The organism is Lentzea sp. NPDC006480, from assembly GCF_040611995.1.
Taxonomy (GTDB): domain Bacteria; phylum Actinomycetota; class Actinomycetes; order Mycobacteriales; family Pseudonocardiaceae; genus Lentzea.
On sequence record NZ_JBEXPJ010000102.1, the window covers coordinates 1 to 25,245 of the forward strand.

General features: G+C 69.2%; 26 protein-coding genes. 18 read left to right on the plus strand and 8 right to left on the minus strand.

The features are described from left to right. The 7 genes from katG to ABZX92_RS30970 form a co-directional block, all read left to right on the plus strand. Nucleotides 1–1,870: catalase/peroxidase HPI (katG, locus tag ABZX92_RS30940; protein WP_355567026.1), on the plus strand; the 1,870-nt coding region annotated here is incomplete at its 5' end. Nucleotides 1,871–1,924: 54 nt separating this feature from the next. Next, nucleotides 1,925–2,947 (plus strand): amidohydrolase family protein, encoded by a 1,023-nt coding sequence (locus tag ABZX92_RS30945; protein WP_355567029.1) that lies wholly within the window; start codon nt 1,925–1,927, stop codon nt 2,945–2,947. After that, nucleotides 2,947–3,702, plus strand: a complete 756-nt coding sequence (locus tag ABZX92_RS30950; protein WP_355567032.1) for a phosphotransferase — start codon at nt 2,947–2,949, stop codon at nt 3,700–3,702. The genes ABZX92_RS30945 and ABZX92_RS30950 overlap by 1 nt, the downstream gene beginning before the upstream one ends. Before the next feature lie 79 nt (nt 3,703–3,781). Then, on the plus strand, nt 3,782–5,290 hold the full coding sequence (locus tag ABZX92_RS30955; protein WP_355567035.1) for a beta-xylosidase: 1,509 nt from the start codon (nt 3,782–3,784) through the stop codon (nt 5,288–5,290). After that, on the plus strand, nt 5,287–6,600 hold the full coding sequence (locus ABZX92_RS30960) for a hypothetical protein (protein ID WP_355567037.1): 1,314 nt from the start codon (nt 5,287–5,289) through the stop codon (nt 6,598–6,600). Before ABZX92_RS30955 ends, ABZX92_RS30960 begins: the two co-directional genes overlap by 4 nt. A 39-nt stretch (nt 6,601–6,639) precedes the next feature. Beyond that, nucleotides 6,640–8,325, plus strand: coding sequence for an NAD(P)/FAD-dependent oxidoreductase (locus ABZX92_RS30965; RefSeq protein WP_355567040.1), 1,686 nt, complete (start codon nt 6,640–6,642; stop codon nt 8,323–8,325). 36 nt (nt 8,326–8,361) lie between these two features. Continuing rightward, complete coding sequence (locus tag ABZX92_RS30970; protein ID WP_355567043.1) at nt 8,362–8,883, plus strand: pyridoxamine 5'-phosphate oxidase family protein; 522 nt, start codon at nt 8,362–8,364, stop codon at nt 8,881–8,883. Here ABZX92_RS30970 and ABZX92_RS30975 read toward each other — a convergent pair. Then, nucleotides 8,876–9,670 carry an ergot alkaloid biosynthesis protein gene (locus ABZX92_RS30975; RefSeq protein ID WP_355567046.1) on the minus strand — a complete coding sequence of 265 codons (795 nt, stop codon included), beginning with the start codon at nt 9,668–9,670 and terminating at the stop codon, nt 8,876–8,878. The two genes, ABZX92_RS30970 and ABZX92_RS30975, sit on opposite strands and share 8 nt — an antisense overlap. Then, on the minus strand, nt 9,667–10,056 hold the full coding sequence (locus ABZX92_RS30980; protein WP_355567049.1) for a nuclear transport factor 2 family protein: 390 nt from the start codon (nt 10,054–10,056) through the stop codon (nt 9,667–9,669). Before ABZX92_RS30980 ends, ABZX92_RS30975 begins: the two co-directional genes overlap by 4 nt. Before the next feature lie 93 nt (nt 10,057–10,149). Between ABZX92_RS30980 and ABZX92_RS30985 the strand changes: the two genes are divergently transcribed. Beyond that, nucleotides 10,150–10,737, plus strand: coding sequence for a TetR/AcrR family transcriptional regulator (locus ABZX92_RS30985; RefSeq protein WP_355567051.1), 588 nt, complete (start codon nt 10,150–10,152; stop codon nt 10,735–10,737). Here ABZX92_RS30985 and ABZX92_RS30990 read toward each other — a convergent pair. Further along, nucleotides 10,728–11,780, minus strand: coding sequence for an alkene reductase (locus ABZX92_RS30990; protein WP_355567054.1), 1,053 nt, complete (start codon nt 11,778–11,780; stop codon nt 10,728–10,730). The two genes, ABZX92_RS30985 and ABZX92_RS30990, sit on opposite strands and share 10 nt — an antisense overlap. A 59-nt stretch (nt 11,781–11,839) precedes the next feature. Between ABZX92_RS30990 and ABZX92_RS30995 the strand changes: the two genes are divergently transcribed. Beyond that, nucleotides 11,840–12,211, plus strand: a complete 372-nt coding sequence (locus ABZX92_RS30995; protein WP_355567056.1) for a MerR family transcriptional regulator — start codon at nt 11,840–11,842, stop codon at nt 12,209–12,211. On the opposite strand, the gene ABZX92_RS31000 is transcribed toward ABZX92_RS30995, so the two are convergent. Beyond that, complete coding sequence (locus ABZX92_RS31000; RefSeq protein ID WP_355567111.1) at nt 12,208–13,251, minus strand: NAD(P)-dependent alcohol dehydrogenase; 1,044 nt, start codon at nt 13,249–13,251, stop codon at nt 12,208–12,210. The genes ABZX92_RS30995 and ABZX92_RS31000 overlap by 4 nt on opposite strands. A gap of 143 nt (nt 13,252–13,394) precedes the next feature. On the opposite strand from ABZX92_RS31000, the gene ABZX92_RS31005 reads away from it, so the two are divergent. From ABZX92_RS31005 to ABZX92_RS31025, 5 genes are all read left to right on the plus strand, one after another. Then, on the plus strand, nt 13,395–14,267 hold the full coding sequence (locus ABZX92_RS31005; protein WP_355567059.1) for a helix-turn-helix transcriptional regulator: 873 nt from the start codon (nt 13,395–13,397) through the stop codon (nt 14,265–14,267). Then, nucleotides 14,264–14,548: a SelT/SelW/SelH family protein gene (locus ABZX92_RS31010; RefSeq protein WP_355567062.1), complete on the plus strand. Its 285-nt coding sequence runs from the start codon at nt 14,264–14,266 to the stop codon at nt 14,546–14,548. The genes ABZX92_RS31005 and ABZX92_RS31010 overlap by 4 nt, the downstream gene beginning before the upstream one ends. Nucleotides 14,549–14,600: 52 nt before the next feature. Next, nucleotides 14,601–15,086 carry a hypothetical protein gene (locus ABZX92_RS31015; RefSeq protein WP_355567064.1) on the plus strand — a complete coding sequence of 162 codons (486 nt, stop codon included), beginning with the start codon at nt 14,601–14,603 and terminating at the stop codon, nt 15,084–15,086. Further along, a complete protein-coding gene (locus ABZX92_RS31020; RefSeq protein WP_355567067.1) occupies nt 15,083–15,475 on the plus strand; it encodes a thioesterase family protein in 393 nt (130 codons plus the stop codon). The genes ABZX92_RS31015 and ABZX92_RS31020 overlap by 4 nt, the downstream gene beginning before the upstream one ends. 155 nt (nt 15,476–15,630) lie before the next feature. Then, nucleotides 15,631–16,278 carry an HAD family hydrolase gene (locus ABZX92_RS31025; RefSeq protein ID WP_355567070.1) on the plus strand — a complete coding sequence of 216 codons (648 nt, stop codon included), beginning with the start codon at nt 15,631–15,633 and terminating at the stop codon, nt 16,276–16,278. Here ABZX92_RS31025 and ABZX92_RS31030 read toward each other — a convergent pair. Further along, nucleotides 16,275–17,033 carry a hypothetical protein gene (locus ABZX92_RS31030; RefSeq protein WP_355567073.1) on the minus strand — a complete coding sequence of 253 codons (759 nt, stop codon included), beginning with the start codon at nt 17,031–17,033 and terminating at the stop codon, nt 16,275–16,277. The two genes, ABZX92_RS31025 and ABZX92_RS31030, sit on opposite strands and share 4 nt — an antisense overlap. Before the next feature lie 53 nt (nt 17,034–17,086). On the opposite strand from ABZX92_RS31030, the gene ABZX92_RS31035 reads away from it, so the two are divergent. Next, entirely contained in the window at nt 17,087–17,812 is a 726-nt protein-coding gene (locus ABZX92_RS31035) for a MerR family transcriptional regulator (RefSeq protein WP_355567076.1), read from the plus strand. Here the strand turns inward: ABZX92_RS31035 and ABZX92_RS31040 are convergent. Together ABZX92_RS31040 and ABZX92_RS31045 are read right to left on the minus strand one after the other, a co-directional pair. Continuing rightward, the gene (locus ABZX92_RS31040; protein ID WP_355567079.1) at nt 17,794–18,366 is read right to left on the minus strand and encodes a dihydrofolate reductase family protein; all 573 of its coding nucleotides are present in this window, start codon (nt 18,364–18,366) and stop codon (nt 17,794–17,796) included. The genes ABZX92_RS31035 and ABZX92_RS31040 overlap by 19 nt on opposite strands. A gap of 255 nt (nt 18,367–18,621) precedes the next feature. Continuing rightward, on the minus strand, nt 18,622–21,360 hold the full coding sequence (locus ABZX92_RS31045; protein ID WP_355567082.1) for a BREX system ATP-binding domain-containing protein: 2,739 nt from the start codon (nt 21,358–21,360) through the stop codon (nt 18,622–18,624). A 101-nt stretch (nt 21,361–21,461) separates the two neighbouring features. Here ABZX92_RS31045 and ABZX92_RS31050 point away from each other — a divergent pair, with 101 nt between their 5' ends. The 3 genes from ABZX92_RS31050 to ABZX92_RS31060 are packed head-to-tail and all read left to right on the plus strand — an operon-like array spanning nt 21,462 to nt 22,444. Further along, nucleotides 21,462–21,674 (plus strand): hypothetical protein, encoded by a 213-nt coding sequence (locus ABZX92_RS31050; protein ID WP_355567085.1) that lies wholly within the window; start codon nt 21,462–21,464, stop codon nt 21,672–21,674. Nucleotides 21,675–21,709: 35 nt separating this feature from the next. Then, nucleotides 21,710–22,069 (plus strand): hypothetical protein, encoded by a 360-nt coding sequence (locus ABZX92_RS31055; protein ID WP_355567088.1) that lies wholly within the window; start codon nt 21,710–21,712, stop codon nt 22,067–22,069. A gap of 9 nt (nt 22,070–22,078) precedes the next feature. Continuing rightward, the gene (locus ABZX92_RS31060; protein WP_355567091.1) at nt 22,079–22,444 is read left to right on the plus strand and encodes a MerR family transcriptional regulator; all 366 of its coding nucleotides are present in this window, start codon (nt 22,079–22,081) and stop codon (nt 22,442–22,444) included. Here the strand turns inward: ABZX92_RS31060 and ABZX92_RS31065 are convergent. Beyond that, complete coding sequence (locus ABZX92_RS31065; protein WP_355567094.1) at nt 22,425–25,136, minus strand: BTAD domain-containing putative transcriptional regulator; 2,712 nt, start codon at nt 25,134–25,136, stop codon at nt 22,425–22,427. The two genes, ABZX92_RS31060 and ABZX92_RS31065, sit on opposite strands and share 20 nt — an antisense overlap. Between the last annotated feature and the right edge of the window lie 109 nt (nt 25,137–25,245).

The window sequence follows — 25,245 nt, forward strand, 5'->3', positions numbered from 1 at the left end:
GTACAGCGCCTGGAAGTCCGGGTTGGACGCGTTCGCGGCCTTGAGCTTGGTGATCGCGTCGATCCACTCGGCACGCGACGTCGGCGGCTTCGCCAAGAAGAAGTGGGGCCGCAAGGTTTCCTGGGCCGACCTCATGATCTTCACGGGCAACCGCGCGCTGGAGACCATGGGCTTCGAGACCTTCGGCTTCGCCGGTGGCCGCGCGGACGTGTGGGAGCCGGACGAGGACGTCTACTGGGGCCCGGAGACCGAGTGGCTCGGCGGCGACTCGCGCTACAGCGGTGAGCGCGACCTCGAGTCCCCGCTCGCGGCGGTCCAGATGGGTCTGATCTACGTCAACCCCGAGGGCCCCAACGGCAACCCGGACCCGCTGGCCTCCGCCCGCGACATCCGCGAGACGTTCGGCCGCATGGGCATGAACGACGAGGAGACCGTCGCGCTCATCGCCGGTGGCCACACCTTCGGCAAGGCGCACGGTGCCGGTGACCCGTCGCTCGTCGGCGCCGAGCCCGAGGGCTCGCTGATGGACGCGCAGGGCTTCGGCTGGATCAGCACGCACGGCACCGGCAAGGGCCGCGACGCCATCACGTCCGGCCTCGAGGTGACCTGGACGCAGCAGCCCACCAAGTGGACGAACCTGTTCTTCAAGAACCTGTTCGCGTTCGAGTGGGAGCTCACCAAGTCCCCGGCCGGCGCGCACCAGTGGAAGCCGAAGGACGGCGCCGGCGCGAACACGGTGCCGGACCCCGAGGACGGCACGCTGAACCGCACGCCGATGATGCTGACCACGGACCTCGCGCTGCGCTTCGACCCGATCTACGAGCCGATCTCGCGCAAGTTCGCCGAGAGCCACGAGGCGTTCGCGGAGGCCTTCTCCCGCGCCTGGTTCAAGCTGACCCACCGCGACATGGGCCCGATCCAGCGCTACCTCGGCCCGCAGGTGCCGCAGGAGGAGCTGATCTGGCAGGACCGCCTGCCGGTGCGCGACTTCGAGCTGATCGACGCCGCCGACGTGGCTTCGTTGAAGGCCAAGATCCTCGAGTCCGGTCTGTCGGTCTCGCAGCTGGTCAAGACCGCGTGGGCGTCCGCCTCGTCGTTCCGCCAGAGCGACAAGCGCGGTGGCGCCAACGGTGCGCGCATCCGCCTGGAGCCGCAGCGCGACTGGGAGGTCAACGAGCCCGCTGAGCTCGCCCAGGTGCTGCGTGTCCTGGAGGGCGTGCAGGAGGCGTTCAACAGCTCCGCGACCGGCGGCAAGAAGGTCTCGCTGGCCGACGTGATCGTCCTCGGCGGTGCCGCGGCGATCGAGCAGGCCGCGAAGGCCGCCGGCCACGACGTCGAGGTGCCGTTCCTCGCGGGCCGGGTCGACGCCACGCAGGAGCAGACCGACGCTGAGTCGTTCGCGGTGCTGGAGCCCACGGTCGACGGTTTCCGCAACTACGGCAACAAGGCCACTCCGCTTCCCTCGGAGTACCTGCTGATCGACAAGGCCAACCTGCTCGGCCTCTCCGCGCCGGAGATGACCGTGCTCGTCGGCGGTCTGCGGGTGCTGGGCGCGAACCACGGCGGCTCGCAGGCCGGCGTGCTCACCGCCAAGCCGGAGACGCTGACCAACGACTTCTTCGTCAACCTGCTCGACATGGAGACGGAGTGGAAGTCGGTCACCGACGACCAGGAGAACTTCGAGGGCCGCGACCGCGCCACCGGTGCCGTCCGGTGGACCGGCACGCGCAACGACCTGGTGTTCGGCTCGAACTCCGAGCTGCGCGCCGTCGCCGAGGTCTACGCGAGTGACGACGCTTCTTCGAAGTTCGTCGAGGACTTCGTCGTGGCGTGGAACAAGGTCATGAACGCGGACCGCTACGACGTCTGATCTCGTTTCCCGGTACCCCAGGCCACTCCCCCGGCCTGGGGTACCGTCGTTTTCATGAGGATCTGGGGGATCGCTCTTCCTGCGCGCACACCGGTCTCGTTCGTCGTCGACGGAGAACGGCTGCGCGCTTCCGGTTCGTCCACTTCGGACGGACCCTGGTTGCTGCCGGGCCTCGCCGACGTGCACTCGCATCCCGGGACCGAGGCTCCTGCGGACGAGTACGCGCACGAGGTGTTCCGGCGGCACATGCTCGCCCATCGCGCCGCCGGGGTGCTGACCGTGCGGTCGCCCGGCTCGGCGGATCCGGTGCGGGACCGGCCTGATGACCTCGACCTGCCGCGGCTCGCCAGAAGCGGTCAGTGGCTGGCCACACCCGGCCGGTTCTTCCCGGACGCGGGCAGGAGAATCTCGGAGTCCGAGCTCCCCGAAGCAGCGGTCGAGGAAGCTGCTCTCGGGTGGTGCAAGGTCATCGGCGACTGGATGCCCGACGATCCGCCGGTGCCGTTGGACGTGCTGACGGCGACTGTGGACGCGGTGCACGCCGTGGGTGGACGTGTCGCCGTGCACTGCCAGACCGCCGAGGGATGCCGCAACGCCGTGCTGGCGGGTGCGGACAGCCTCGAACACGGGATGCATCTGGATCATTCGCTGCTGCCGCGGATGGCGGCGCAGGGGACGGCGTTGGTGCCCACGTTCTCGGCGTTCGCCAAGTCGATCGAGAACATCGAGGCGAGCTCCGCGGACCAGCGGCTCAAGGACTGGATCCGCGATGGCTGGGAGCACGCGTTCCCGACGGTTCGCGCGGCTCACGAGGCCGGCGTGACCGTGCTGGCGGGGACTGACAACAAGCCGTGCGGGCAGGTGGCCGCGGAGATCTCGTGGCTGGTCGAGGCCGGGATGCCGGTCGAGGCGGCGATCGGGGCCGGGTCCTGGACCGCGCGGGCGTGGCTCGGGCTGCCGGGGCTGGTGGACGGCGGGTTCGCTGACGTGGTCGCGTACGACGCCGATCCCACCGAGGACCCGGACGTGCTGTTGCGGCCCAAGCAGATCGTGTTGCGCGGCAAGGTCGTCGTTTGATGGAGTTCGCCCGCGGAACGTTCAACGACGCCGTCATCGAACCAGGCGAGTGGGTGGCCCGGTTCCCTCGCGCAGATCTCGCTGACGCACGTCGACGGGCTCAGGCGCTCAAGCTGATCGGGCAGCTCGACCTGCCCTTCGCGGTGCCGCAGGTCATCGAGGACCGGCTGGACCTGCCGCTGGGCCAGGCTCACGTCGTCATCTCGTACCTGCCCGGCGGGCCCTCGGAGACCGCGAGCGACGAAGCCGTGCGCGAGGTCCTGGACGCGCTGGCGGGGGTCGAGCTGAGCGAGGAACTCGTTGCCCTGCTCGACGAACCGCTGCACCACGCGGGTGGCCCCAGGACCGCGGAAACGATCACCGAGCTCGTGTTCCCGTTGCTCAGCGACGACGAACGCGGTCAAGCGGCGGAAGTCCTCAAGCGATTCGCGGACCTACCGGTGATCAGAGGCTTCGTGCACGGCGACCTCGCGCCCGTGAACCTGCACTGGCAGCACGGAAAGATCACCGGAATCATCGACTGGGACTTCGCCTGCGCCGGCGATCCCGCACTGGACGCGGCCGCGTTCGCCAACTACGGCTGGCCGCTGGTGAGAAGGGTCACTCCCGGCCTGTACGAACGGGCGCTCACGCACGCCGCGATGTTCCCGCTGACCGGCGCGGCGTCCGCGCTCAGGCAGGGCGCCGACCCGGCGAAGTACCTCGCCTGGTTCCGCCGCCGATGCGCGGTTCGCGCACACCCGCCGACCAGCTGAGACACATTGAGCGAGCATGAATCAGACAGGTGAACGCGGACTTCACCCGTACGGAGGACTTGATCACTATGATGGGTGGGTGCCCCTGAACCGTCGCTCTCCGGCGCTGCTCGCTGCGCTCGCGCTCGTAGGCGCGGTCGCGGCGTGCACCAGCACGGCGGCCGGCGACCCGATCGGCACCCCCGCCACGCTGGCGCCGGCCGCGGCGCAGAGCGACCCGCCGCCACCACCCGCGGTGGCGCCGAGGAACAACCTCAAGCTCGCCCTGGACAAGGGGCGGCAGAGCGCCGGCACGGTGGTCGCCGGGGTCGAGGACGCGGTCTACAACTACGCGCCCGCCGTGATGGTGGAGGGCGGCAAGGTCCGCACGTGGTGGTGCAGCCAGATGGGCAGCGCCCAGCCGAACGGCGACGACATCCTCTACAGCGAGGGTCCGAGCGCGGACGGGCCGTTCAGCACGGCGCGCGCGGTGCTGTCCGGCAGCGGCGGCAGCTTCGACGCGATGCACACGTGCGACCCGTCGCTGATCAAGATCGGCGACACGTATTACATGTATTACACCGGCGCCTCGCGGGACAACCACGCGAACGGCAGCGCGGTCGGCGTGGCGTCCAGCAAGGACGGCCTCAGCTGGAACCGGGAGAACGGCGGCCGGTCGATCGTCGTCCCGGCCGGCGACACCCTGCGCGACAACACCTACGGCGCGGGTCAGCAGTCGGCGATCTACCTCGACGGCTGGGTCTACCTGATGTTCACCGACACGACCGGCCTCGCGTCGCACCCGAACGGCGCCGGTCAGTACGTGCTGCGCTCGCGCGACCCGCTGTTCTCCAAGGGAGTCGAGGCGCTGGGGGAAAAGGGCTTCACCCCGGTGCCGTCGACCACCACGCCCCGCACCAGGTCCGTCGTCGAGGCGTTCAGCTCGGACTGGATGTGGATCGAGGCGGCGTCCGCGTTCGCCATCGCCCACTCCACCGACGACGGCACGACCATCACCTTCTGGAACAAGGACTTCACCCGGCATCCGTTCGAGCCGGTGCTGATCCCCGGCCCGTGGAAGGAAGGCCCCGGCCTGCTGCGGACGCCCCAGGGCCACGCGCCCGTCGACACGGGTGAACCGTGCGATCGGGTGCAGTTCGACGTGCTGCGCGCCACCGGGGTCAGCGGGTCGGCGCCGACCGGCATCGCTCACTTCGGCCTCGACGCGACCGGCCTCAAGGGCTGCACCACGACGGAGGAGGCGAAGGCGCTCGACGGCTTCGCGATGCCGTCCCCCGTGCGCACGACGGACATGGTCGTGAGCGGCAAGATCATGCGGGTCGAGCGGCGGTCGGTGGCCGAGAAGTTCGCCCGCGGCGTGCTCGGCAGCCGCCCGAAGATCGCCGACTCGCTGAAGATCGCCGCCGAGGTCCCCGCCGGCGCACCCGCGGCCGTCGCACCCGACGGCGTGGTCGGGCTCGTGCTCGGCGACAAGCTGTGGGTGGTCGGACCACCCGCGGTGGCGACGCTAAACTCATCTCCCATGAATCCGGTGACCGCCGAGCAGTGGGCGCGCTATCAGCGGCTCCCCGACCCAGCACTGCGGTGACGACCACTGAACGATCACGGGCTCTCGCGGACGACCTGATCCCGCTGCCCGCCGAACCCCCGCACGAACGGGCGTGGCTCGGCATGAGCGCCTCTTTCGTGGCCTCGGTGGCGTTCCTGCTGCTCATCCCGGCCGGCTGGGCGCGGCTCGACCACCTGTGGGCCGAGGACGGCGCCCGGTTCGCGGCCGACGCGCTGAGCTCCTCCGCGCTGCACAACCTCCTCACCCCGTACGGCGGCTACCTGCACACGTTGCCGCGCCTGGTCGCCGAGCTCGTCGCACTGCTGCCGATCGAGTCTGCCGCCGCCGGGTTCGCCGTCGCCGCGGCGATGCTGCGCGCGCTGGTCGCGTTGATCGCCTTCGCGGGTTCCAAGGCCTACCTGCGGTCCACGCCGATGCGGTTCGTGCTGGCAGCGCTCGTGATCGTGTTGCCGGCGGGCAACTCCGAGACGCTGAACAACATGGCGAACCTGCACTGGTTCCTGCTCTACGGCGCCTTCTGGGCGTTGTTGTGGCGCAACGCCCCACGCGTGCCGGTCGCGATCTTCGTGTTCCTCGCGGCCGTGTCGAGCCCGCTGGTCTTCATCCTGGCACCACTCGCAGTCGCGCGGCTTTTCCTGCCGCGCAAGGAAGTTCCGCTCGCGTTCCTCGCAGGTCTGGCCGTCCAGGCGGTCGCGATGGTGTTCGCGACCAGGAACCCGTACTCGCACACCGAGGTCGACCCGGTGCAGGTGCTGCTGGCGAGCCTGCTGCGGGTGCCGGTGGTGGCGCTCACGGGGTCGGAGCGGGTGGACGAGTTCTACCCGGCGCACGGCAACCTGGTGATCCTGCTGGCGTTGCTGGTCACCGCGATCCCGGTGGCGGCGGGCCTCAGGTTCGCCGGCCGGGCCGGCCGGACGCTGGTGCTGTTGTCGGCCGCGTACAGCGTGGTCGTCATCCTCGCGTGCCTGGTGCTGAACTGGTCGCAGGCACTGCAGGTGCAGGCGCCCGAGGTGGTGATGGCCGCGCAGCGCTACAGCGTCGCGCCGTGCCTGTTCCTGTTCACCGCGATCTTCGTGGGCCTGGACGCGACGCCCGCGAAGACCTGGGAACGCGCGGTGGTCAGCGGTAGCCGCTACCTGATCGGGATCGCGGTCGTGGTCAGCGTCTTCGCTCACCTGCGGGAGCCCGCCACCGTGCTGAAGGGCGTTCCGTGGGACGAGAGCGTCGCGCGGGCCCGTGCCCAATGTGCCGCGGGAGCGACGGACGCACGGCTGGATCATGAGCCGAAGGACTGGTTCTTCCTGGTGCCGTGCCGCTCAGTGGGCTGATGACAGGCGCCGCCGCGCACCCTCTGCTCCACTGGAAGCGTGACGGTTGACGACTGGTTGACGCGGTTCGAGTCCGCGCTGAAGGCCCGTGACGCCGAAGTGGTGTCCGCGTTGTTCGCGCCCGAGAGCTACTGGCGCGACCTGGTGGCGTTCACCTGGAACATCAAGACCGCCGAGAGACGCGAGGAGATCGCGGACCTCGCCAAGGCCTGCGACGTCGGGCCGTCCGGGTTCCGCGTCACCGAGCCGCCGGTCGAGCACGACGGCGTCACCGAGGCGTGGCTTGAGTTCGAGACGTCGGTCGGCCGCGGCAAAGGCCACCTGCGGCTCACGAGTGAGGGCGCGTACACGTTGCTCACCACTCTCGAAGAGCTGAAGGGGTTCGAGGAACGGCGTCCCGTCCACGCCTCGCCGGAACAGCAGCACGAGCCGTACGTCGTGGTGATCGGCGGCGGCCAGGGCGGCATCGCGCTCGGCGCCCGGCTGCGGCAACTCGGTGTCCCCGCGGTGGTGTTGGAGCGCAACGACCGCGCGGGCGACTCGTGGCGCAAGCGCTATCAGACGCTGACGCTGCACGATCCCGTCTGGTACGACCACCTGCCGTACGTGCCGTTCCCGCGCAACTGGCCGATCTTCTCCGCCAAGGACAAGATCGCCGACTGGCTGGAGATGTACACGCGGGTCATGGAGATCCCGTACTGGACCCGCTCCGAGGTAACGGAAATCTCCTACGACGACGGCTGGACGGTGGCCGTCGACCGCGACGGCGAGACGGTGCTGCTGCACCCCGCGCACGTCGTGTTCGCGACCGGCATGGCAGGAAAACCTCATGTACCGGACTTCCCCGGCGCCGACGAGTTCGCGGGCGAGCAGCACCACTCGTCGCAACACCCCGGCCCGGACGCGTACGCCGGACGGAAGGTCGTCATCGTCGGCTCCAACAACTCGGCACACGACATCGCCGCGGCACTGGTCGAGCACGGCGCGGACGTGACCATGGTGCAGCGCTCGTCGACGCACGTGATCAAGTCGGAAACGCTGATGGATCTCGGGTTCGGCGACCTCTACTCGGAACGGGCGCTCGCGGCAGGTGTCACGACCGAACGCGCGGACACCCTCTTCGCCTCGCTGCCCTACCGGGTCATGCCGAGCCTCCAGCTGCCGGTGCAGGACCAGGTGCGCGAACGCGACGGGGAGTTCTACGAGCGGCTGGCGAAGGCGGGTTTCGAGGTCGACTGGGGCGACGACGGCACCGGCCTGGTCATGAAGTACCTGCGCCGCGGATCGGGCTACTACATCGACGTGGGCGCGTCCGAGCTCGTCGTGAACGGGTCGATCAAGCTCGCCCGCGGCCAGGTCGTGAGGCTGACCCGCGACACCGTGGTGCTCGACGACGGCCGCGAGCTGGAGGCGGATCTCGTCGTGTACGCGACCGGGTACGGGTCGATGAACGGGTTCGTGGCCGACCTCGCCGGTGAGGAGATGGCGGCACGGGTGGGCAAGGTGTGGGGCATCGGCTCGGACACCTACCGCGATCCGGGGCCGTGGGAGGGCGAGCAGCGCAACATGTGGAAGCCCACGCAGCAACCCGGACTGTGGTTCCACGGCGGCAACCTCGCCCAGTCGCGATATTTTTCGCTGTACCTCGCGTTGCAGCTCAAGGCCCGTTTCGAGGGTCTGGAGACGCCGGTCTACGGGCTGCAGGAGGTCCACCACACCAGCTAGCTGTCGAAAACGCGCGTTCCCGTTCGACGATTGGGCATGACGAACTCAACTGCCAAGACCCGCAACCTCGACCAGTACGGCAACGCCGCCCTGCAGTGGACCACCGCGCGAGATCTGCTCGACAAGGAGTCCGCCACGGTGAACGTGCCGTTCTTCCTGAACACCGTGCGACCGGACGGAAGGCCGCACTCGGTGGGAATCGGCGCGATCTGGTTCGAGGACACCCTGTACTTCGTGAGCGGGCCGGGCACCCGCAAGTCCCGCAACCTGGCGGAGAACCCGGCCTGCACGATCTCGGTGCGGCTCACCGGACTGGACCTCGTGCTGGAGGGCGACGCCCACCGCGTGACCGATGAGTCCACTTTGGACAAGATCGCCGCGCGGTACCGGGAGGAGTCCGGCTGGCCCGCGGAACGCGACGGCCAGGCGTTCACCGCGCCCTACACCGCGCCGAGCGGTGGCCCGCCTCCCTGGTACCTCTACCGGGTCGCGCTGCGGGCCGCCCACGCCGTGGCCACCGTCGCGCCGGGCGGGGCGACGCGCTGGGAGTTCAGCTGAGGAACCCCCTGAAGAAGTCGCGGAACGACCTGGGCGGCCTGCCGGTCACGTCCAGAACCGTTGAGGTGACCCGGTCCTCCGCGCCGCCGCGGATGTCCTCGTCGAGCTTGGCGAGGATCACCGCGAACTCGGGCGGCAGCCATGTCGCGAGCCGCCCGGTCAACTCCTCCGTGCTGACCGAGCGGTGCGCGACCGGGCGGCCGGTCAGCTCGGTGATGATCGCGGCGGCATCGGCGTAGCTCAGTGCTTCCGGGCCGGTGATCAGGTGATCCGTGTTGTGCGGCAACGGGTCTGTGAGAGCCCTTGCCGCCACGGCGGCGATGTCCGCGGCGTCGACGAACCCGATCCGGCCGTCCCCGGTGGCCGTGACGATCTCACCGTCCCGGACACCTGCCGCGACCGCGTGGTCGCCGGTGAAGTTCTGCATGAACCACGACGGCCGCAGCACAGCCCACTCCGGCATCGTCCGCACGAGTGCCGGAAGAGCACCCATCCCCGTGGCGCTCTCCGGCACCGCGGACGAGCTGAGCAGGACCACCCGCCGCACGAGCCGCGCTCGAACGAGGAAGGACTCGACCACCGGAGCCGGGTCGGCGACTCCGACCGGCGGGATCAGGTAAACCCGGTCGACGCCGTCCAGCGCGGTGCCGAACGTGGCCGGGACGTCCCAGTCGAACCGGACCTGGCCGTCTCGCACCGGTTTCCTGGTGCCGACCCGAGCGTGCGGAAGCAACTTGGCCAGCAGACTGCCGGTAGTGCCCGTACCGCCGATGACCAGCACGTTCACGACAGCTCCTGCGCGTAGAGCGGGTTCCAGTAGTCGCGGTAGGAGGCGATCTCGCCGTCGCGCACGGTGATCACCGCGATGTACGAGAACCGGTACGGCTTGCCGGTCGGCACCACGACTCCCTCGGCGTCGAACTCGACCACGACGACGTCCGGATCGACGCTCCGGTGCACGACCTGCGCGGGAAAGCCCTGGATGTTGAGCATCTTCGGGTAATCGCGCAGATGGTCCTCGATCGCCGCACGCCCCTCCAGCCGCGACGGGTAGCCGGGCGGAGCGAACGGGAACTCCATCACGCCGTCGACGGCCCAGAGACCCGCGAACCCGAGCATGTCCTTGTCCAGCAGCAGTTGCAGTGCCCGTGGCACCAGATCGCCGGCAGTCATGACGTTCCTTCCAAGAAATGGACGATACGGTTCCGTCCCATCCATCACCGTAGGCGGAACGGGACCGTCTCGTCCAGTCCTATGATGTGCGCCATGACCAAGCGCACCCCCACCGGCGCCGCCGTCCTGCAGCCGCAGGTGACGCAAGCCATCACCGACGCCGTGCTCGACGAGCTCGCGTTGCACGGTTACGGCCGGCTGTCGATGGAGGCCGTCGCCAAACGCGCCGAGGTCGGCAAGAGCGCGCTGTACCGGCGCTGGCCGTCCAAACAGGACATGGTGGTCGCCGCCCTGTCGGAGTTCTCGGTGCCACTGGCCGAAGTCCCGGACACCGGCACGCTCAGGGGCGACCTGCTGGCGACGGTGACCGCCGTGCACGACTGGCTGACCCACCCCCGGTTCGCGACGATCCTGCCGGACCTCACCGCCGAGGCCGTGCGCAATCCCGCACTGGCGGAGGCGATCGCGGCGACCATCGGCGAACCGCGCCGTGCGCTCGGCGCGGTCACGTTGCACCGCGCGGTCGAACGTGGCGAACTACCAAGGGATTTCGACGTCGACATCGCACTCGACCTCGTCGCGGCGCCGGTGTACTGGCGCTTGTCGGTGCGCCGGGCGACAGTCGAGCCCGACTATCTCGAAAGGCTGGTCGACCACCTCATGCGCGCGCTTCAGTGCTGATAGCTGGGGTGGTCGACGTATCCCGCCTCGGTCTGGAACCACGTCTCACGATCGGTGCTGACGAGCGGCAGGCCGAGGCGGAACCGTTCGACCAGATCGGGGTTGCCCAGGTACGCGCGGCCGTAGCTGATCAGGTCGGCACCGTTGGCGAGCCACCGCTCCCCCTGCTCGCGGGTGCTCTCGTTCGGCCCGATCTGTCCGCCCGGGTTGAGGATGAACGCGGTCGGCCACGCTTTCCGCAACCCCATCAGCACCTCGTCGTCCACAGTGGCCAGGACATGGATGTAAGCCATGTCCGGCAACGCTTTCAGCAACGCCGCGTACAACGAGGGCATCTCGTTCTCGACGATGTCCTGGACCTGGCCGCCGGGTGAGAGCCGGATGCCGACGCGGTCCGCGCCGATGGCGTCCACCGCCGCTTCGGCCGCCTCGACGGCGAACCGGATGCGGCCGTTGATCGAACCGCCGTACGAGTCGGTGCGCAGGTTCGCGCTGGAGGACAGGAACTGCTGGATCAGGTACCCGTTGGCGCCGTGCAGCTCGACCCCGTCGAACCCGGCCTCGACCGCGCGGCGGGCAGCGTCACCGAACGCCTGCGCCTGCTCACGAATCTCGCCGACGCTCAACGCACGCGGCACCGGCGCGGGCACCACACCACTGGGCAGGAACACGTCGGTGCGCGCCGCGATCGCCGACGGGGCAACGGGTTCATGCCCGGCCACCTCGACGTGACCGATGCGGCCGCCGTGCATCAGCTGGGCGAAGATCCGGCCGCCGTTGGCGTGCACGGCATCGGTGACCACGCGCCAGGCCGCGACCTGCGCGGCGTTGTGGATGCCCGGCATGAACGGACCGGCCTGGCCGACCTCGTTGGGGTGCGTGCCTTCGGTGACGATCAGGCCGGCGGTGGCGCGTTGGGCGTAGTAGGTGGCCGTTGACGCGACCGGCGACCCGTCCACGGTGGCTCGTGCGCGGGTCATCGGCGCCATCACGAGGCGGTTCGGGAGGATCAGGTTTCCGAGTCGGTAGCTGGTGAGAAGCATGAGAGCTACGCTAGAAACCTGACGCTGACGTCAGAGGTAGGTTTTGTGGCGGAGGTCTCATGCGCATCGGCGAGCTGGCAACGAAGACGGGCGTGAGCGTGCGCGCGTTGCGCTACTACGAGGAGCAGGGGCTTCTCGCGTCGGAACGCAGCGAAAGCGGGCAACGGCACTACCCCGACGAGGCCGCGAACCGGGTGCGGCTGATCCAGCAGCTCTACGCCGCCGGCATCTCCAGTGCGTCGATCCTGGAGATGCTGCCGTGCGTGGTGACGGGCGTGGCGTCACCCCAGGTGCTCGCGAAGCTGCGGCAGCACCGGTCCTCGGTGATCAAGCAGATCGAGGACCTCCAGGAGACGCTCCACCAGCTCGACTCCGTGATGGCCGGTGCCGCCAAGTCCCACGAGTCCGGGGTGCCCTGCCCACCGAGTTAGATGGTGGCGGTGTCGATCACGAACCGGTACCGCACGTCGCTCGACCGCACCCGCTCGTAGGCCACGTTGATCTCGTCGGCGCCGATCAGCTCGATCTCCGCGCCCAGGCCGTGCTCGGCGCAGAAGTCCAGCATCTCCTGGGTCTCCGCGATGCCGCCGATCATCGAGCCCGCCAGCGTCTTGCGCCCGATGATGAGCCCGAACATGTTCACCGAGACCGGCTCCTCGGGTGCGCCGACGTTGACCAGCACGCCCTCGGTCTTGAGCAGCCCGACGTACGCGGTGAAGTCGAGCGGCGCGGACACCGTGGAGACGATCACGTCGAACGTCCCGGCCAGCTCGGAGAACGTCGCCGGGTCGTTGGTGGCGCGGTAGTCGTGGGCGCCGAGCTTGAGGCCGTCGTCCTTCTTGCGCAACGACTGCGACAACACGGTCACCTCGGCGCCGAGCGCGACGGCGATCTTGACGCCCATGTGGCCGAGCCCGCCGAGGCCGACGATCGCGACCTTCTTGCCAGGGCCGACGTTCCAGTTCTTGAGCGGCGAGTACAGCGTGATGCCCGCGCACAGCAGCGGCGCCGCCACGTCCAGCGGGAGCGAGCCGGGAATCCGCACCGCGTAGTTCTCGTCGACGACGATCTGCTTCGAGTAGCCGCCGTAGGTGACGTCGCCGAACTTGTCGACGGCGTTGTAGGTCTGCGTGTTGCCCTTGGCGCAGTACTGCTCCAGGCCGCGCAGGCAGTAGTCGCACTCGCGGCACGAGTCGACGAAGCAGCCGACGCCGACCCGGTCACCGACGGCGTACTTCGTCACCTCGGACCCGACCTCCGCGACCACGCCGGCGATCTCGTGGCCGGGGACCATCGGGAAGATCCCCTCGCCCCAGCCCTCGTTGACCTGGTGGATGTCGGAGTGACAGATTCCCGCGAACTTGATGTCGATCAGAACGTCGTGCGCGCCGACCGCGCGACGCTCGATGGTGGTGCGCTCCAGCGGTGCCTTGGGTGCGGGAGCGGCGTAGGCAGCGACGGTGCTCATCAGGGTTTCTCCTCGGATTCGTCGTGTCACCGAGAACACTGGTCCCGTTCGAGGGGCCGACCCAGACACCTGCTTTTCGTACGTCCGCTGAACCTACTAATGGCAGTAGCAGGCACAACGCAGCTGGTCCGGGGATACTCGGTGACATGACCGTTGATCCGCGCACCGAGCTGAGCGAGTTCCTGCGCGGCCGTCGAGCGCGGCTGTCACCCGACGACGTGGGGCTGCCCCGCTACGGCCGGACCCGCCGCGTGCCGGGCCTGCGCCGCGAGGAGCTGGCGCAGCTCGCGGGTGTCTCGGTCGCGTACTACACGCGACTGGAACAGGGCAACGGGCGCAACGTCTCCGAAGAGGTCATCGACTCGATCGCCCGCGCGCTGCGGCTGAACGAGGCCGAGCACACCTACCTGCGCAACCTGACGAAGGGCCCGCACGGCGGCAAGAAGAAGTCGGCCCGTTCGCAGGTGCGCCCGAACCTTCAGCACCTGCTCGACAGCGTGGGCGTACCCGCTTACGTCGGCGGGCGGCGCGCGGACGTGCTCGCCTGGAACCCGATGGCCGCGGCGCTGTTCGGCGACTGGGGCCAGTTGCCGCCACGCGAACGCAACTGGGCCAGGTTCATCTTCCTGCAGCCCTCCTACCAGCAGCTGTTCCTCAACTGGGAGAGCAAAGCGGCGGACGTGGTCGGGTACCTGCGGATGGACGCGGGCTGCTACCCGGACGACCCCGAGCTCACCGCGCTGATCGGCGAGCTGTCGGTGAAGAGCGAGCTGTTCCGGCAGCTCTGGGCCAAGCACGACGTCAAGGAGAAGAACTTCGGCACCAAGCTGCTGCACCACCCGCTCGTGGGTGACCTGACGCTGCAGTACGAGTCGCTGAGGATGCCCGCAGAGCCGGACCTGTTCTTCACGACGTACTACGCGGAACCCGGCACCCCGTCCGCCGAGGCGTTGCAGCTGCTGGCCAGCTGGGGCGCCGACGCGACCCGTGCGGGGGTCTCTGTTAAGACAGAGGCATGAGGACGCCGCGTCTGGAGATCGAGTACTGCACCCAGTGCCGGTGGCTGCTGCGGGCCGGGTGGACCGCGCAGGAGCTGCTGACCACGTTCACCACCGAACTCGGTGAGGTCGCGCTGATCCCCGGCACCGGTGGCGTGTTCGACGTGCGGCTCGACGGCGAGACCGTGTGGTCGCGCAAGGAGCAGGAGGGCTTCCCGGACCTCGCCGTGCTCAAGCAGCTGGTGCGCGACCGGGTGGCGCCGGAACGGTCGTTGGGCCACACCGATCGAAAGCACTCGTAGGTGTCTGCCGAACGGCGTCCGCGCGGCCGCCGGGGCTCGTATCGTGACCTTCGTGCATCCGAACCAGGGCTGGCAACCGCAGCCGCAGTGGGGTCCTCCGCCCCGGCCGAGCATCGCACCCGCGTTCCTCGCGGGCGGGCTGTGGCTGGTGGTGTCGGTGCTGTGCTTCGTGCTGGCAGGGCTCAACTCCGAGCAGGGCAAGGGCGTCGGGCAGACCCCGGAGGCCGCCGTCGCGCTGATCGGGATCATCCTGCCGCGCGAGGTCATCGGCAACGGTGACGCGGCGATCGCGGCCACCTACACCGCGGGCGGGGTGGTGCTGCTGCTCACCGCGCTGCTGATGGCGCGACTCGGGTTCGCGCGCTGGATCCTCGCCGGGCTCGGGTTCCTCGTGTCGATCTACTACGTCGTGGCGATCGTGCGGCTGGCGGTCAACCACGCCGGCACGTTCATCATCGTGCCGGGCATCGCGCTGCTGCTGTGGCTGACCGCGTCGATGATCTCGGTGATCCCGCCGGTCGGGAAGGCCATGCGGTGACCTACCGCTTCAAGCCGCGGTTCTACGAGATCGACGGCCAGGGCGTCATGTTCAACATGTGGTACCTGGGGCACATCGACGAAGCGGTCGACGTGTTCTTCGTCGACCGCGGCCTGCCGTACAAGAGCTGGCCCAGCATGGGGTTCGACGCCCACGTCGTGCACGTGGAGATGGACTTCGCGGCGGGCGTCCGGGCGCAGGACACGACCGAGGTGGAGATCAGCACGGCCCGGATCGGCGGCAAGAGCTTCACGCTCGGCTTCGCCTTCCTCCGCGACGGCGAGACCGTGTGCAGTGGTGGCGTCGTCTACGCGACGGTGTCGGCCGAGGGACACGGCTCCATCGCGCTACCGGACGTCCTGGTCAAGGCGCTCAGTCCGTCCTGCTGAAGGCCTTCGGCACCATCCAGTCGCGTGCCACCGCGCCCGCGTCCTTCATCGAGGATCATCCGGCGACCATTCGTCTCCGAAGCAACGCGTTCTGCGGCGAAATTCGGTAGCGGTTCGAGCTGGTGGAAGTGTTTTCTTCAGGTATGAGACGCTGCGTGATCTTCGACTTGGACGGCACGCTCGTCGACACCCCGCGCGGAATCGTCACGACGTTCGCCGCCGTGTTCGCCCAGCTCGATCTGCCCACAGTGGACTCCGGCTCGATCCGCGCCACGATCGGGCTCCCGCTGCCCGCCGCGTTCGCGAAGGTGCTCGGGATCTCCGAGGAGGAGTCGCTGGTCGCGAAGTGCGTCGAGCTGTACCTGTCGACGTTCCGCGAGATCGTGCTGCCGAAGGCGCCGCAGCTGGTGTTCCCCGGCGTGTTCGACGGACTGCGGTCGTTGCGGGAGAACGGTTTCCTCCTCGCGGTCGCGACCAGCAAGTTCATCTTCAACGCCGAGGCGTTGCTGGTCGCGGCCGGTGTCCGCGAGGAGTTCTCCACGGTCGTCGGCGCGGACCAGGTGTCGAGACCCAAGCCCGATCCGGAGTCCGGTTTCCTGGTGCTGCAACGACTTGGCGTGCCGGCGTCGAATGCCGTGATGGTCGGTGACACGACGCACGACGTGCTGATGGCGCGCGGCGCGGGAATGTCGTCTATCGGCGTGACCTACGGCGTGCACAGCGTCGAGCAGCTGCTCAGCGCCGAGCCGACGCGGCTCGTCGACTCGTTCCCCGGTGTGGTGCAGGCCGTCAGCGAACTCTAGAACCCGGCGCCGGTGGCGACCACGGAAACCGCCAGAAGTGCGGTGCACCCGAGCGCGGCCGTGGTGACCAGCCGCGCTCGGTTCCGTTCGTCCAGTCGCCGCGACGCGAAGACGACCAGCAACAGCACCTGGATCGCGTGCAACCCGATGAAGTGCGGCACCCGGAAGTCACCGCCCGCTCCGACGTCGTGGCTCTGGTACATCACGATCTCCGCGCCGTTCGCGTCGACGACCGTGCGCTGGTGGATCTCGGTGGCCATCCAGTACACCGGCACGATCATGCCGATGGTCGCCAGCGCGAGACCCCAGCGCACCGCCCTCATCAGCGCGCGGTCGCCACCGCGCTGGAACAGCACCAACACGACGATGGCCAGCTGCAGCAGGAACAACGCCGCCACGCCGTTGGTGAAGATCTGGGTGGCGAGCAGGGTGATCGGGTCGGTCGAGGTGTTGAAGTGGCTGAACGTGCCCCGCGCGGCCTGCAGGGTGATGGCCGCGACCTCGGCGAACGCGGCCACCGCGAACAGCGTGCCCATCCACCAGCCGGTGCGGCGGCCGCGGGTGAGCGTGCTGAGCAGCCACGACAGCGTGCCCGAGTAGAGGGCGAAGGCGAGGCCGAACTTCAGCGGCTTCAGCCAGATCGGGTCGCCCAGCAGCGTGCGGTCGTCGACGAGGATCCCGACCGCGGACGCCACCGCGAGTCCGAGCATGAGCAGGGTGTTGACCAGGAGCGGGCGATGCCAGTTCGTGAACATGCGGCAATGCTCGAAGGCTGACGCACCGTCAAGGTCAAGCCCCAGAATGAGACGTGCTCACGATCAAGCGGCTGGCCGAGTACGTCGGCGTCACGGTGCGGGCGGTCCGTCACTACCACCAGACCGGTCTGCTCCCCGAACCGGAGCGCGACGCGTCCGGCTATCGGCGCTACCCCGCCCAGGCCGTCGTCGACCTGATCCGCATCAGGACCCTGACCGCCGCCGGGGTGCCGCTGACCCGCGTCCACGAGCTGATGCGGGCGACCCCGGACGAGTTCGCCACGGCGGTCGACGAGATCGACCAGGCACTGGACAGGCAGATCGAGGAGCTGCGGCAACGCAAACAGGGCGTCGCCCGGTTGCAGGCCGGCGACCGGATGTTCCTGCCCGCCGAGATCACGGACTACCTGGACCAGTTGCGGGAGCTCGGGGTGACCGAACGAGGTGTGCAGTTCGAACGCGACGGCTGGATCGTGCTCGCGGCGGGCTACCCGGAGCAGGCACTGGGGTGGATCGCGCAGAAACGGCGGCAACTGGCGGACCCGGAGTTCCGCCAGTTCTACGTCACCTACGACCAGGCCCACGACTGGGATCCGGCCGATCCGCGCCTGCACGGCCTGGCCGACGTCATGGCGGCCAGGCTGCGACGGGAAGCGTCTCAGACCGTGCACGAGGTGCTGTCCGCCGACGAGAAGTCGCTGCTGGGACAGCACGTCCGCGACTACTCGCCGGCGTGGCTCCGGCTCGACGAACTGGTGCGTCAGCGCACCACGTCGTAGACCAGCTTCTGGATGCCGTTCGAGTACGACTCGCTCTCGACGACCTTCAGCAGCTGCTTGTCCTTGTCGGTCTCGCTGAACAGCCTCTTGCCCGCGCCGAGCAGCACCGGGAACACCAGCAGGTGGTAGCGGTCGATCAGGCCCGCGTCGGACAGGTTGCGGTTGAGCGTCGCGCTGCCGTGGATGGAGATCGGGCCGCCGTCGGTCTCCTTCAACGCGGCCACGTCGTCCAACGACCGCAGGATCGTGATGTCGCCCCAGTTGTCGACGAGCTGGTCTTCCTCGAGCGTGCTGGAGACGACGTACTTCGGCATCACGTTGTACTGCGGGAAGTAGTCGAGTGTCGGCCACACCGGCGAGAACGCCTCGTAGCTGACCCGGCCCATCATCATCGCCGCGGCTTCTTCCTGCTCGCGGCCCTTGATCTCGTAAGCGGCCTCGTCGAACTCGATGTCCTTGAAGGTCCAGCCGGAGCTGCGGTGCCCGGGCTCGCCGCCGGGGGCTTCGACGACGCCGTCGAGCGAGACGAACGCGGTGGCGATCAGGGTGCGCATCTGAGTTCTCCTTGGCTGTTCTGACGTGGTGTTCTGTCAGTGCGTCGAACGGGAGATGACGGGATCGACATCTCGCGCCAAGAAAGTTTCCGTCATCGGTTTCGACGGCGCTGGACACCCCACCGCGCCCAGCGCCGCCGGTCACCTCAGCGCCGCACTGGACCAGGCCAGCCGTTTGCACGCACCTCGCTCCCCCTCCTCGAACGCCCGGCATCACTCGGGCTCGGGAAGAAGTCTGCTGATCTCCGCTCGCACCTACATGCGGGCGGGCCCCTCAATTAGCGGGCGGGCGTACCGGATGAGGTCGGCCCTGGACGTCTGGCCGGTGCGCTCGCGCAGGCTGGCGACGTGGCGTTCGACCGTGCGGGGCGACAGGAACAGCCGTTCGCCGATCTCCGCGTTGCCGAACCGTTCCACGACGAGCCGCAGCACCTCGAACTCCCGCACTGTCACACCGGCTTTGCGCAGCTCGGCGGGAACGGTGCCGTGGTCGCGCCGTCGTCGTTGCCGGGGCGCGCCGGCTTCGCGGAGCAGCGCACGGCAGGCTCCGGCGGCCGGCACGCCGAGCCGGTGGAAGTGCTCCTCGGCCTCGCGCAACCACTCCAGCGGCTCGCCCCAGCCATCGGCGAGCGCGGCCGGACCGGCGAGCCGCAGCCCGAGGTGACGCGGCAGGCCGAGCCCGGTGCTGAGTTCGAGTGCTTCCTGTGCGGCCGCGTTCGCTTTGGCCGTCTCGCCGTCGCGGCCGAGCAGGATCGCGCGGCTCCACGCGAAGTACGTGCGGTGCAGCTGGACCTGGGAGAGGTGCGAGTCCGCGAGCCGGTCGTACTCCTGCCAGTTCGCGAGGCCGTGCGCGACCCGGACCAACAGCCGCGGGCCCTGGTAGAAGGTGCCGCGCAGGATTCGCGGTTCTGTGACCTCGCCTTCGATCGCGTCGAACTCGGTCAGCGCGCGGTCGTACTGCTCTTCCATGAGTGCGCAGACCGCCGAGCTGTAGGCCCAGATCTCCTCGGACCCGCCGTGATCACGCAGTTGCGCCAACGCCTGGTCCGTCGCCTTGCGGTTGCCGTGCATGGACGCGATGCCGGCCTCGATGGCGATCGCGAGCGCTCCCAACGCGTGCAGGCCCAGCTTCTCCGCGGCTTGTTTCGCTGCGGAACCGTGGTGTGCTGCCTTGTCGTACTCGCCGCGCACGATGTAGGTCGCGCCGAGGTGCAGGTCGGCGGCGATCATGATCACGATCGCGCCGGCGCTCTCGGCCGCGCGTCTGGCCGCGTGCAGGGTGTCGACACCGACGGTCAGGTACTTGTCGGTGATTCCCAGCTCCAGCAACGCTCTGAGCCGCCACGCCGCGAGCCCGTGCTGCTCCGCGACCTGCAGCCAGCGCTGGATGTGCTGCCGCGCCTCGGCGAGGTCCTGGCCCCTGGTGCACCGGGTGAGCACTTCGAGGGCTTCGCAGACGATCTCCGGAGTTCCGGTCGCCGCCGCGCGTTCGGCCAGTTCGCGGGCCTTGGGCAGGAGGTCGAGCTGGTTCAGTCCGAGCAGGAGGGTGGCTTTGACGACATCGACGGCCGCACAGGTCTCCTTGGCGGCCGCGATCAGGTCGAGCCCGCGTTCCCACTCCCCCGCGACGGCCGCGACCCTCGCCTGGGCCAGGCGCACCACGGCTCGTCGTTCCGGGTTGGCCCTGGACGCGGTGAGGGCTTGCTGAAGTCGTTCTCCCAACGCGAAAGCCCGCGCGCCGTTGTCCGCGGGTACGACCACCGCGGCCAGCGGGAGCACGGCGGCAAGTGCGTCGAGGAGGTCCGCGGCGAGGTCCGGGTCGTCCTGCCGGGCCTGACCGCGTTCGAGCAGCTCTATCGCGGTGCCGAACCTGCCCAGCGCGGCCGCGTGCCGTCCCGCTTTGATCAGGCAGCCGATGGCTTTCCTGTTGTCGCCGCCTGCTGCCCACAGTTCCGCGATGAGCTCCAACTCGTTGGGGCGCAGGGATTCTGTGGTTTCAGCGGCGGTGCGGGCCAGCGTCGCCCTGGCCGTCGGCGTCATGCGGCCGCGAATCGCGTCGGCGGTCAGCGCGTGCCGGAACGTGTGGCCGTTGACCAGCTGCGCGCGTTCGGCCTGGTGCAGCAGCTCCTTGTCCAGGCCGGTCATGGCTTGCACGACGTCCAGCGGGAACGTGCTGCCGAAGATCGCGGCGGCTTCGAGCAGCGCGACACAGCCGGGTTCGAGCGCGTCGACCCGTGCGAGGGTGGCGGCCGCGACCGTGGGCGGCACACCGGCCTGCAGGTCGCCGTTGAGCAGCTCCTCCACCACGAACGGCACGCCGTCCGCGATCTTGGTGAGCTTCGCCAGCAGGTCGTCCGGCGCGGGCTCGCCGAGGCAGTGCCGGGCCAGCTCGGCGACCTCCGCGTCCGTCAACCCGTTGAGCCGCAGCACACCCGCGACCCGGCGTGCCGCCGCCGCGTGCGCCAGCTCGTGCGCGCCATCGGGATGCGGCCGCAGCGTGGCCAGCAGCAGGACGGGTTCGTCCGCGAGGTTGTCGAGCAGGTAGTCCACGACCGCGAGCGTCTCGTCGTCCGCGTCGTGCAGATCCTCAAGCACCACAACGGTTTTCTCGGCCGTGAGCAACCGCAGGACCGCCTCGGCCCTGACCACGGCCGGATCCGGCACACCGGCGGGTGCGTCCGGGGTCATCCTGAGCAGCACGGGCAGGTACGCGCCGAGCTGCTGCTCGTCCGGAACCGTCTTGCGAAAAGCCGACAGAACCGCCTCGCACAGCGCCCTCAGCGGCACGGCTCGGCTGGCCCTGCCCTTGAGCACGCGGAACCCGCGCTGCGAGGCGTACCCGGCGATCTCCGAGGCGAGCCGCGACTTGCCGATTCCCGGTTCCCCCACCAGGAACGCCGCGCCACCGCGACGTTGCTCGGCTCGTGCCACCGCGGCCCGCAGTGCTGATGTCTCCTCGTTCCGGCCCACCAGCACGGGGGACGTGTACTGCATGCCGTGCAACCTACTGGGTCGTCATCCGATCAGGAATCGAGAAGCGCGGGTGACCGGCTGCTCTTAACGTTGTCCACAACACACCGACCTGGGAGGACGACATGAGCGGCACCAAGGGGATCCGGAAGTTCCACCGCGTGGTGAGCATGGTCTTCATGGCCACCGTGGTGTTCACAGCCGTGGCGCTGACCGTGAACAACTCCGTGATCTGGGTTTCCTACGTCCCGTTGCTGCCGCTCTTCGTGTTGATGGGCACCGGCATCTACATGTGGTTCCTGCCGGCGATCGCTCGCCGCCGGGCACGTCAGGGTTGACCTTGCACCAAGGTTCAGGGTCCATCGTGATCGTCATGACGCGAGACGTGGCCCGGTGGGGCAAAGCCGGTGCGCTGTACGACCTGGTGGCCAGTGCCGCCTTCCTCACGCCGTGGACGGCGAGCGCGATGCTGAGCCTGCTCGGCACACCGACCGAAGACACCATGACCCTGCTGTTCGCCACGCTGTTCGGCACGGTGGTGGTGATGTGGTCGATCGCGCGCTGGAAGAAGCCCGAACCGCTGCTCATCGGCATCGACACCGCCGGACGCGCGCTGTTCAGCCTCTGGTTCGTGTGGGCGTTGTGGCACGGGCAGACCCCGGTCCTGGCGGTGTTCCTGGCGTTGGAGCTGTTCTGGGGCGCGGCCCAGCTGCGCGCGCTGGTCCGGAGGTAGTTTCCGGTGGTGCGCATATCCGAACTGGCCCGCGCCGCCGGGGTGGGCATCAGCACCGTGCGGTTCTACGAGCGGCGCGGCCTCGTCACGCCCACCGCCCGCACCCACGGCGGCTATCGCCACTACGACCGCGAGGCGTTGCGGCGGTTGAAGTTCATCCGCCGCGCCCAGCGTCTCGGCTTCACCCTGGCCGAGGTCGAACAGATCCTGGCCGTGTCCGGAGGAGCTGATGAGGACTTCGGTGACGTGATCACCGAGAAGGTCGCCGAGATCGAGCAACGGCTGCGCGACCTCGACCGCGTGCGGCTGGCGTTGCTGGAGGTCGCCGCCAACGGTGTCCAGGAGCAGTGCCCGATCATCGCGGCACTGGACTGAGCCGCGCACGCGCCGCGTCGGCGTGCGGATGGCCGAGATCCTCCAGAATCCCCAGCGCTTCCTGCCACGCCACCCCGGCCGCAACGGCATCCCCAGCGGCGAGATGACTGTCCCCCAGGTGAATCAGCACGTCGGCGGTCCAGTAGTGGTCGCCGAGCGACCGGAACACGTCGAGAGACCGCTGGTAGCAGCCGATCGCCTCGCGGTGGTCACCCCGGTGGTGGTGGATGTAGCCGAGGCTGTCCCACGTCGACGCCCGCCCGTCGAGGTCGTCGGGTTCCAGCAACCCCAGCGCCGCCTCGCACGACGTCAGCGCCTTCTCGAAGTCGCCGAGCAACGCCTGGTACCACCCCACGGCGTTGAGCGACCCCGCCTGCCCGCGCCGATGCCCGGCCACCGCGTACAGGTCGAGAGCCTGCGAGGAGTGGTGCAACGCCTGGTCGTGCTGCCCCTGCCGCTCACACACGTAGGCGAGCTCACGATGGGTCAGCGCCTGCCCGACGGGCTCACCCGACACGTCGAGCGACCGCTGCAGATGCGCATGGGCCTCGTCCAACGCATCCAGCTGCGTGCTCGCCCGGGCCAGGTAGCGGTGCGCATGGCTCTGCGCCAGGGGATCCGCCAACCGCACCGCGGCAGCCAGCGCGATCTGGCCCACCAAAGCCAGGTCGGTCCAGTGGCCACGGCGTTCCAGAAACTCGGCCAACGCCCAGGCGAGGTGGCGGGCGTGCGTGTCGAGACCGGCCCCAGCGGCCTGCTCGACAACGGCCAGCAGCACGTGGTGCTCAGCGGTGAACCAGGCCAGGGCCTGCCCGAAATCGTTCAGCCGCAACGGATGCGCACCGGCACGAGGTGACGGCGGAGTGATCACGTCCCGCGTCGGGCTCAGCAACCGGGTAGCGGCGTGCGCGGTGTGCACATAGTGGTCGTGCAGACGCCCCGTGGCCGCAAGGCGTTCTTCGGGCGAGTCGTGCAACGACGCTTGTTCGGTTGCATAGGCACGCAACAGATCGTGGAACACGTAGCGGCCTGGCTGATGCTCGGTCAGCAGGTGCGCACGCGTCAGCTCGGCGAGCAACGGCCGGACCGGCTCACCGAACAGACTCGCCGCAGCCGCACCGGAGACATCGGGCCCGGGATGCAGACCGAGCAACCGGAACAGCCGAGCCGCGCCGGGCACCAGCGCGTGGTACGACCAGGAGAACACCGCCCGCACGTCAGTCGCGGCGTCACCACCGTCGAACGGGTCGAGTCCGCCCCGGAGCTCAGCGGCGATGGCACGCAACGGAAAGCTCGTGCAGGCAACGCGCGCCGCCACGATCGTCAACGCGATCGGCAACCCGGCGCACCGCTTGATGATCTCGTCGGCGACCTCGGGTTCCGCCCGCAGCCGGTCCAGCCCGAGCCGGTCGACGAGCAGGTCGTGAGCCTCCCCTGTGGACAGCAGGTCCAGCGCGAGCGGGTACGCGCCGTGCGTGGCGACCAGTCCGGCCAACCGGTTCCGGCTCGTCACCAGCACCAGGCACCCCGGACTGCCCGGCAGCAGCGGCCGGATCTGGTCCGCGTCCCTGGCGTTGTCCAGCAGGATGAGCATGCGCTTGTCCGCCAGCACACTGCGGAAGAGGCAGGCCTGAGCGTCCAGGCTCGCCGGGATGCGTTGCGGGTCCAGGCCGAGCGCGTCGAGGAACGCGCGCACCGCCTCGCCCGGCGCCGTCACCGCGCCGCCGGGGTCGAACCCGCGCAGGTTCACGTAGAGCTGCCCGTCCGGAAAACGCGAGGCCACCCGGTGTGCCCAGTGCACCGCCAGCGCCGTCTTGCCCACCCCGGCCGTCCCGGACACGACGATCGGGTGCCCGCCGTCCATGATCGCGTCGAGCGCGGCCAGCTCACGACCGCGTCCGGCGAACGAGCGCGGCGGCGCGGGCAACTGCCGCGGCACCGGTCGCGCGGCAGCCGGGGCGCTGACCGTCAACGCGGCGTCCGCGGTCAGCATCTGCTTGTGCAGCAACCGCAACGCGGGCCCGGGATCGGTGCCCAGCTCGTCAGCCAGCCGCACCCGCACCTGCTCGTACCGCAGCAACGCGTCGGCCTGACGTCCGCAGCGGTACAGCGCCAGGATCAGCTGCCCGGCCACCCGCTCGTCCAACGGGAGCAGCGTCGCGAGCTCTTCCAGCTCGGCCAGCAGCGATCCGTGCTGTCCCTGGTCCAGCACGAGATCGTTGCGGTCCAGCAAGGCCGCCAGCCGTCGTGCCTCCAGCGAGGACCGCACCCCGGCGAGCCACGGAGTGTCCAAAGTGGAGAAAGGCTCGCCGCGCCACAACCCGAGTGCTTCGGAGAGCAATGAAGTTGCCTCATCCGGCTCGACGCGCGCCCGTTGCACCAGATGGTCGAACCTGTGCAGGTCAACCGAAAGCGGGTCAACAGTCAGCACGTAACCACCCTGCCGTCCGGTGATGCGAACACCGGACGGCAGCACCTGTCTGAGTCTCGACACGTACCCGGCGACGGCGTTGCGCGCCCGGTGCGGCACCTGCTCGCCCCAGACCCGGTCGACCAGCACGTCGACCGGCACCAACCGGTTCACGTCCACCAGCAACGCCGCCAGCACGCACCGCTGGCGGGCGTGCCCGACGTCCACGACCTGACCGTCCACCCGGACCTCGACATCGCCGAGCAGCCCGAACTCCACCACTGTCCAACTCCCCCTCAGGAGTGGTCTGAGCAGCCGATCACACGACTACCGAATCTCCGCCGAAGCGCTGTGCCCCAACCTCTCCGCGGAGCGCACATTGTGCACCCGG

Bases quoted from the DNA above. Each gene is read 5' to 3' on its own strand.
- ABZX92_RS30950 (WP_355567032.1), top strand. From the start codon at position 2,947: ATGGAGTTCGCCCGCGGAACGTTCAACGACGCCGTCATCGAACCAGGC.
- ABZX92_RS31010 (WP_355567062.1), top strand. From the start codon at position 14,264: ATGAGGACGCCGCGTCTGGAGATCGAGTACTGCACCCAGTGCCGGTGG.
- ABZX92_RS31040 (WP_355567079.1), bottom strand. From the start codon at position 18,366: ATGCGCACCCTGATCGCCACCGCGTTCGTCTCGCTCGACGGCGTCGTC.
- ABZX92_RS30990 (WP_355567054.1), bottom strand. From the start codon at position 11,780: ATGCTTCTCACCAGCTACCGACTCGGAAACCTGATCCTCCCGAACCGC.
- ABZX92_RS31005 (WP_355567059.1), top strand. From the start codon at position 13,395: ATGACCGTTGATCCGCGCACCGAGCTGAGCGAGTTCCTGCGCGGCCGT.
- ABZX92_RS30985 (WP_355567051.1), top strand. From the start codon at position 10,150: ATGACCAAGCGCACCCCCACCGGCGCCGCCGTCCTGCAGCCGCAGGTG.
- ABZX92_RS30945 (WP_355567029.1), top strand. From the start codon at position 1,925: ATGAGGATCTGGGGGATCGCTCTTCCTGCGCGCACACCGGTCTCGTTC.
- ABZX92_RS30995 (WP_355567056.1), top strand. From the start codon at position 11,840: ATGCGCATCGGCGAGCTGGCAACGAAGACGGGCGTGAGCGTGCGCGCG.
- ABZX92_RS30970 (WP_355567043.1), top strand. From the start codon at position 8,362: ATGACGAACTCAACTGCCAAGACCCGCAACCTCGACCAGTACGGCAAC.
- ABZX92_RS31045 (WP_355567082.1), bottom strand. From the start codon at position 21,360: ATGCAGTACACGTCCCCCGTGCTGGTGGGCCGGAACGAGGAGACATCA.
- ABZX92_RS31050 (WP_355567085.1), top strand. From the start codon at position 21,462: ATGAGCGGCACCAAGGGGATCCGGAAGTTCCACCGCGTGGTGAGCATG.
- ABZX92_RS31055 (WP_355567088.1), top strand. From the start codon at position 21,710: ATGACGCGAGACGTGGCCCGGTGGGGCAAAGCCGGTGCGCTGTACGAC.
- ABZX92_RS30980 (WP_355567049.1), bottom strand. From the start codon at position 10,056: ATGACTGCCGGCGATCTGGTGCCACGGGCACTGCAACTGCTGCTGGAC.
- ABZX92_RS31030 (WP_355567073.1), bottom strand. From the start codon at position 17,033: ATGTTCACGAACTGGCATCGCCCGCTCCTGGTCAACACCCTGCTCATG.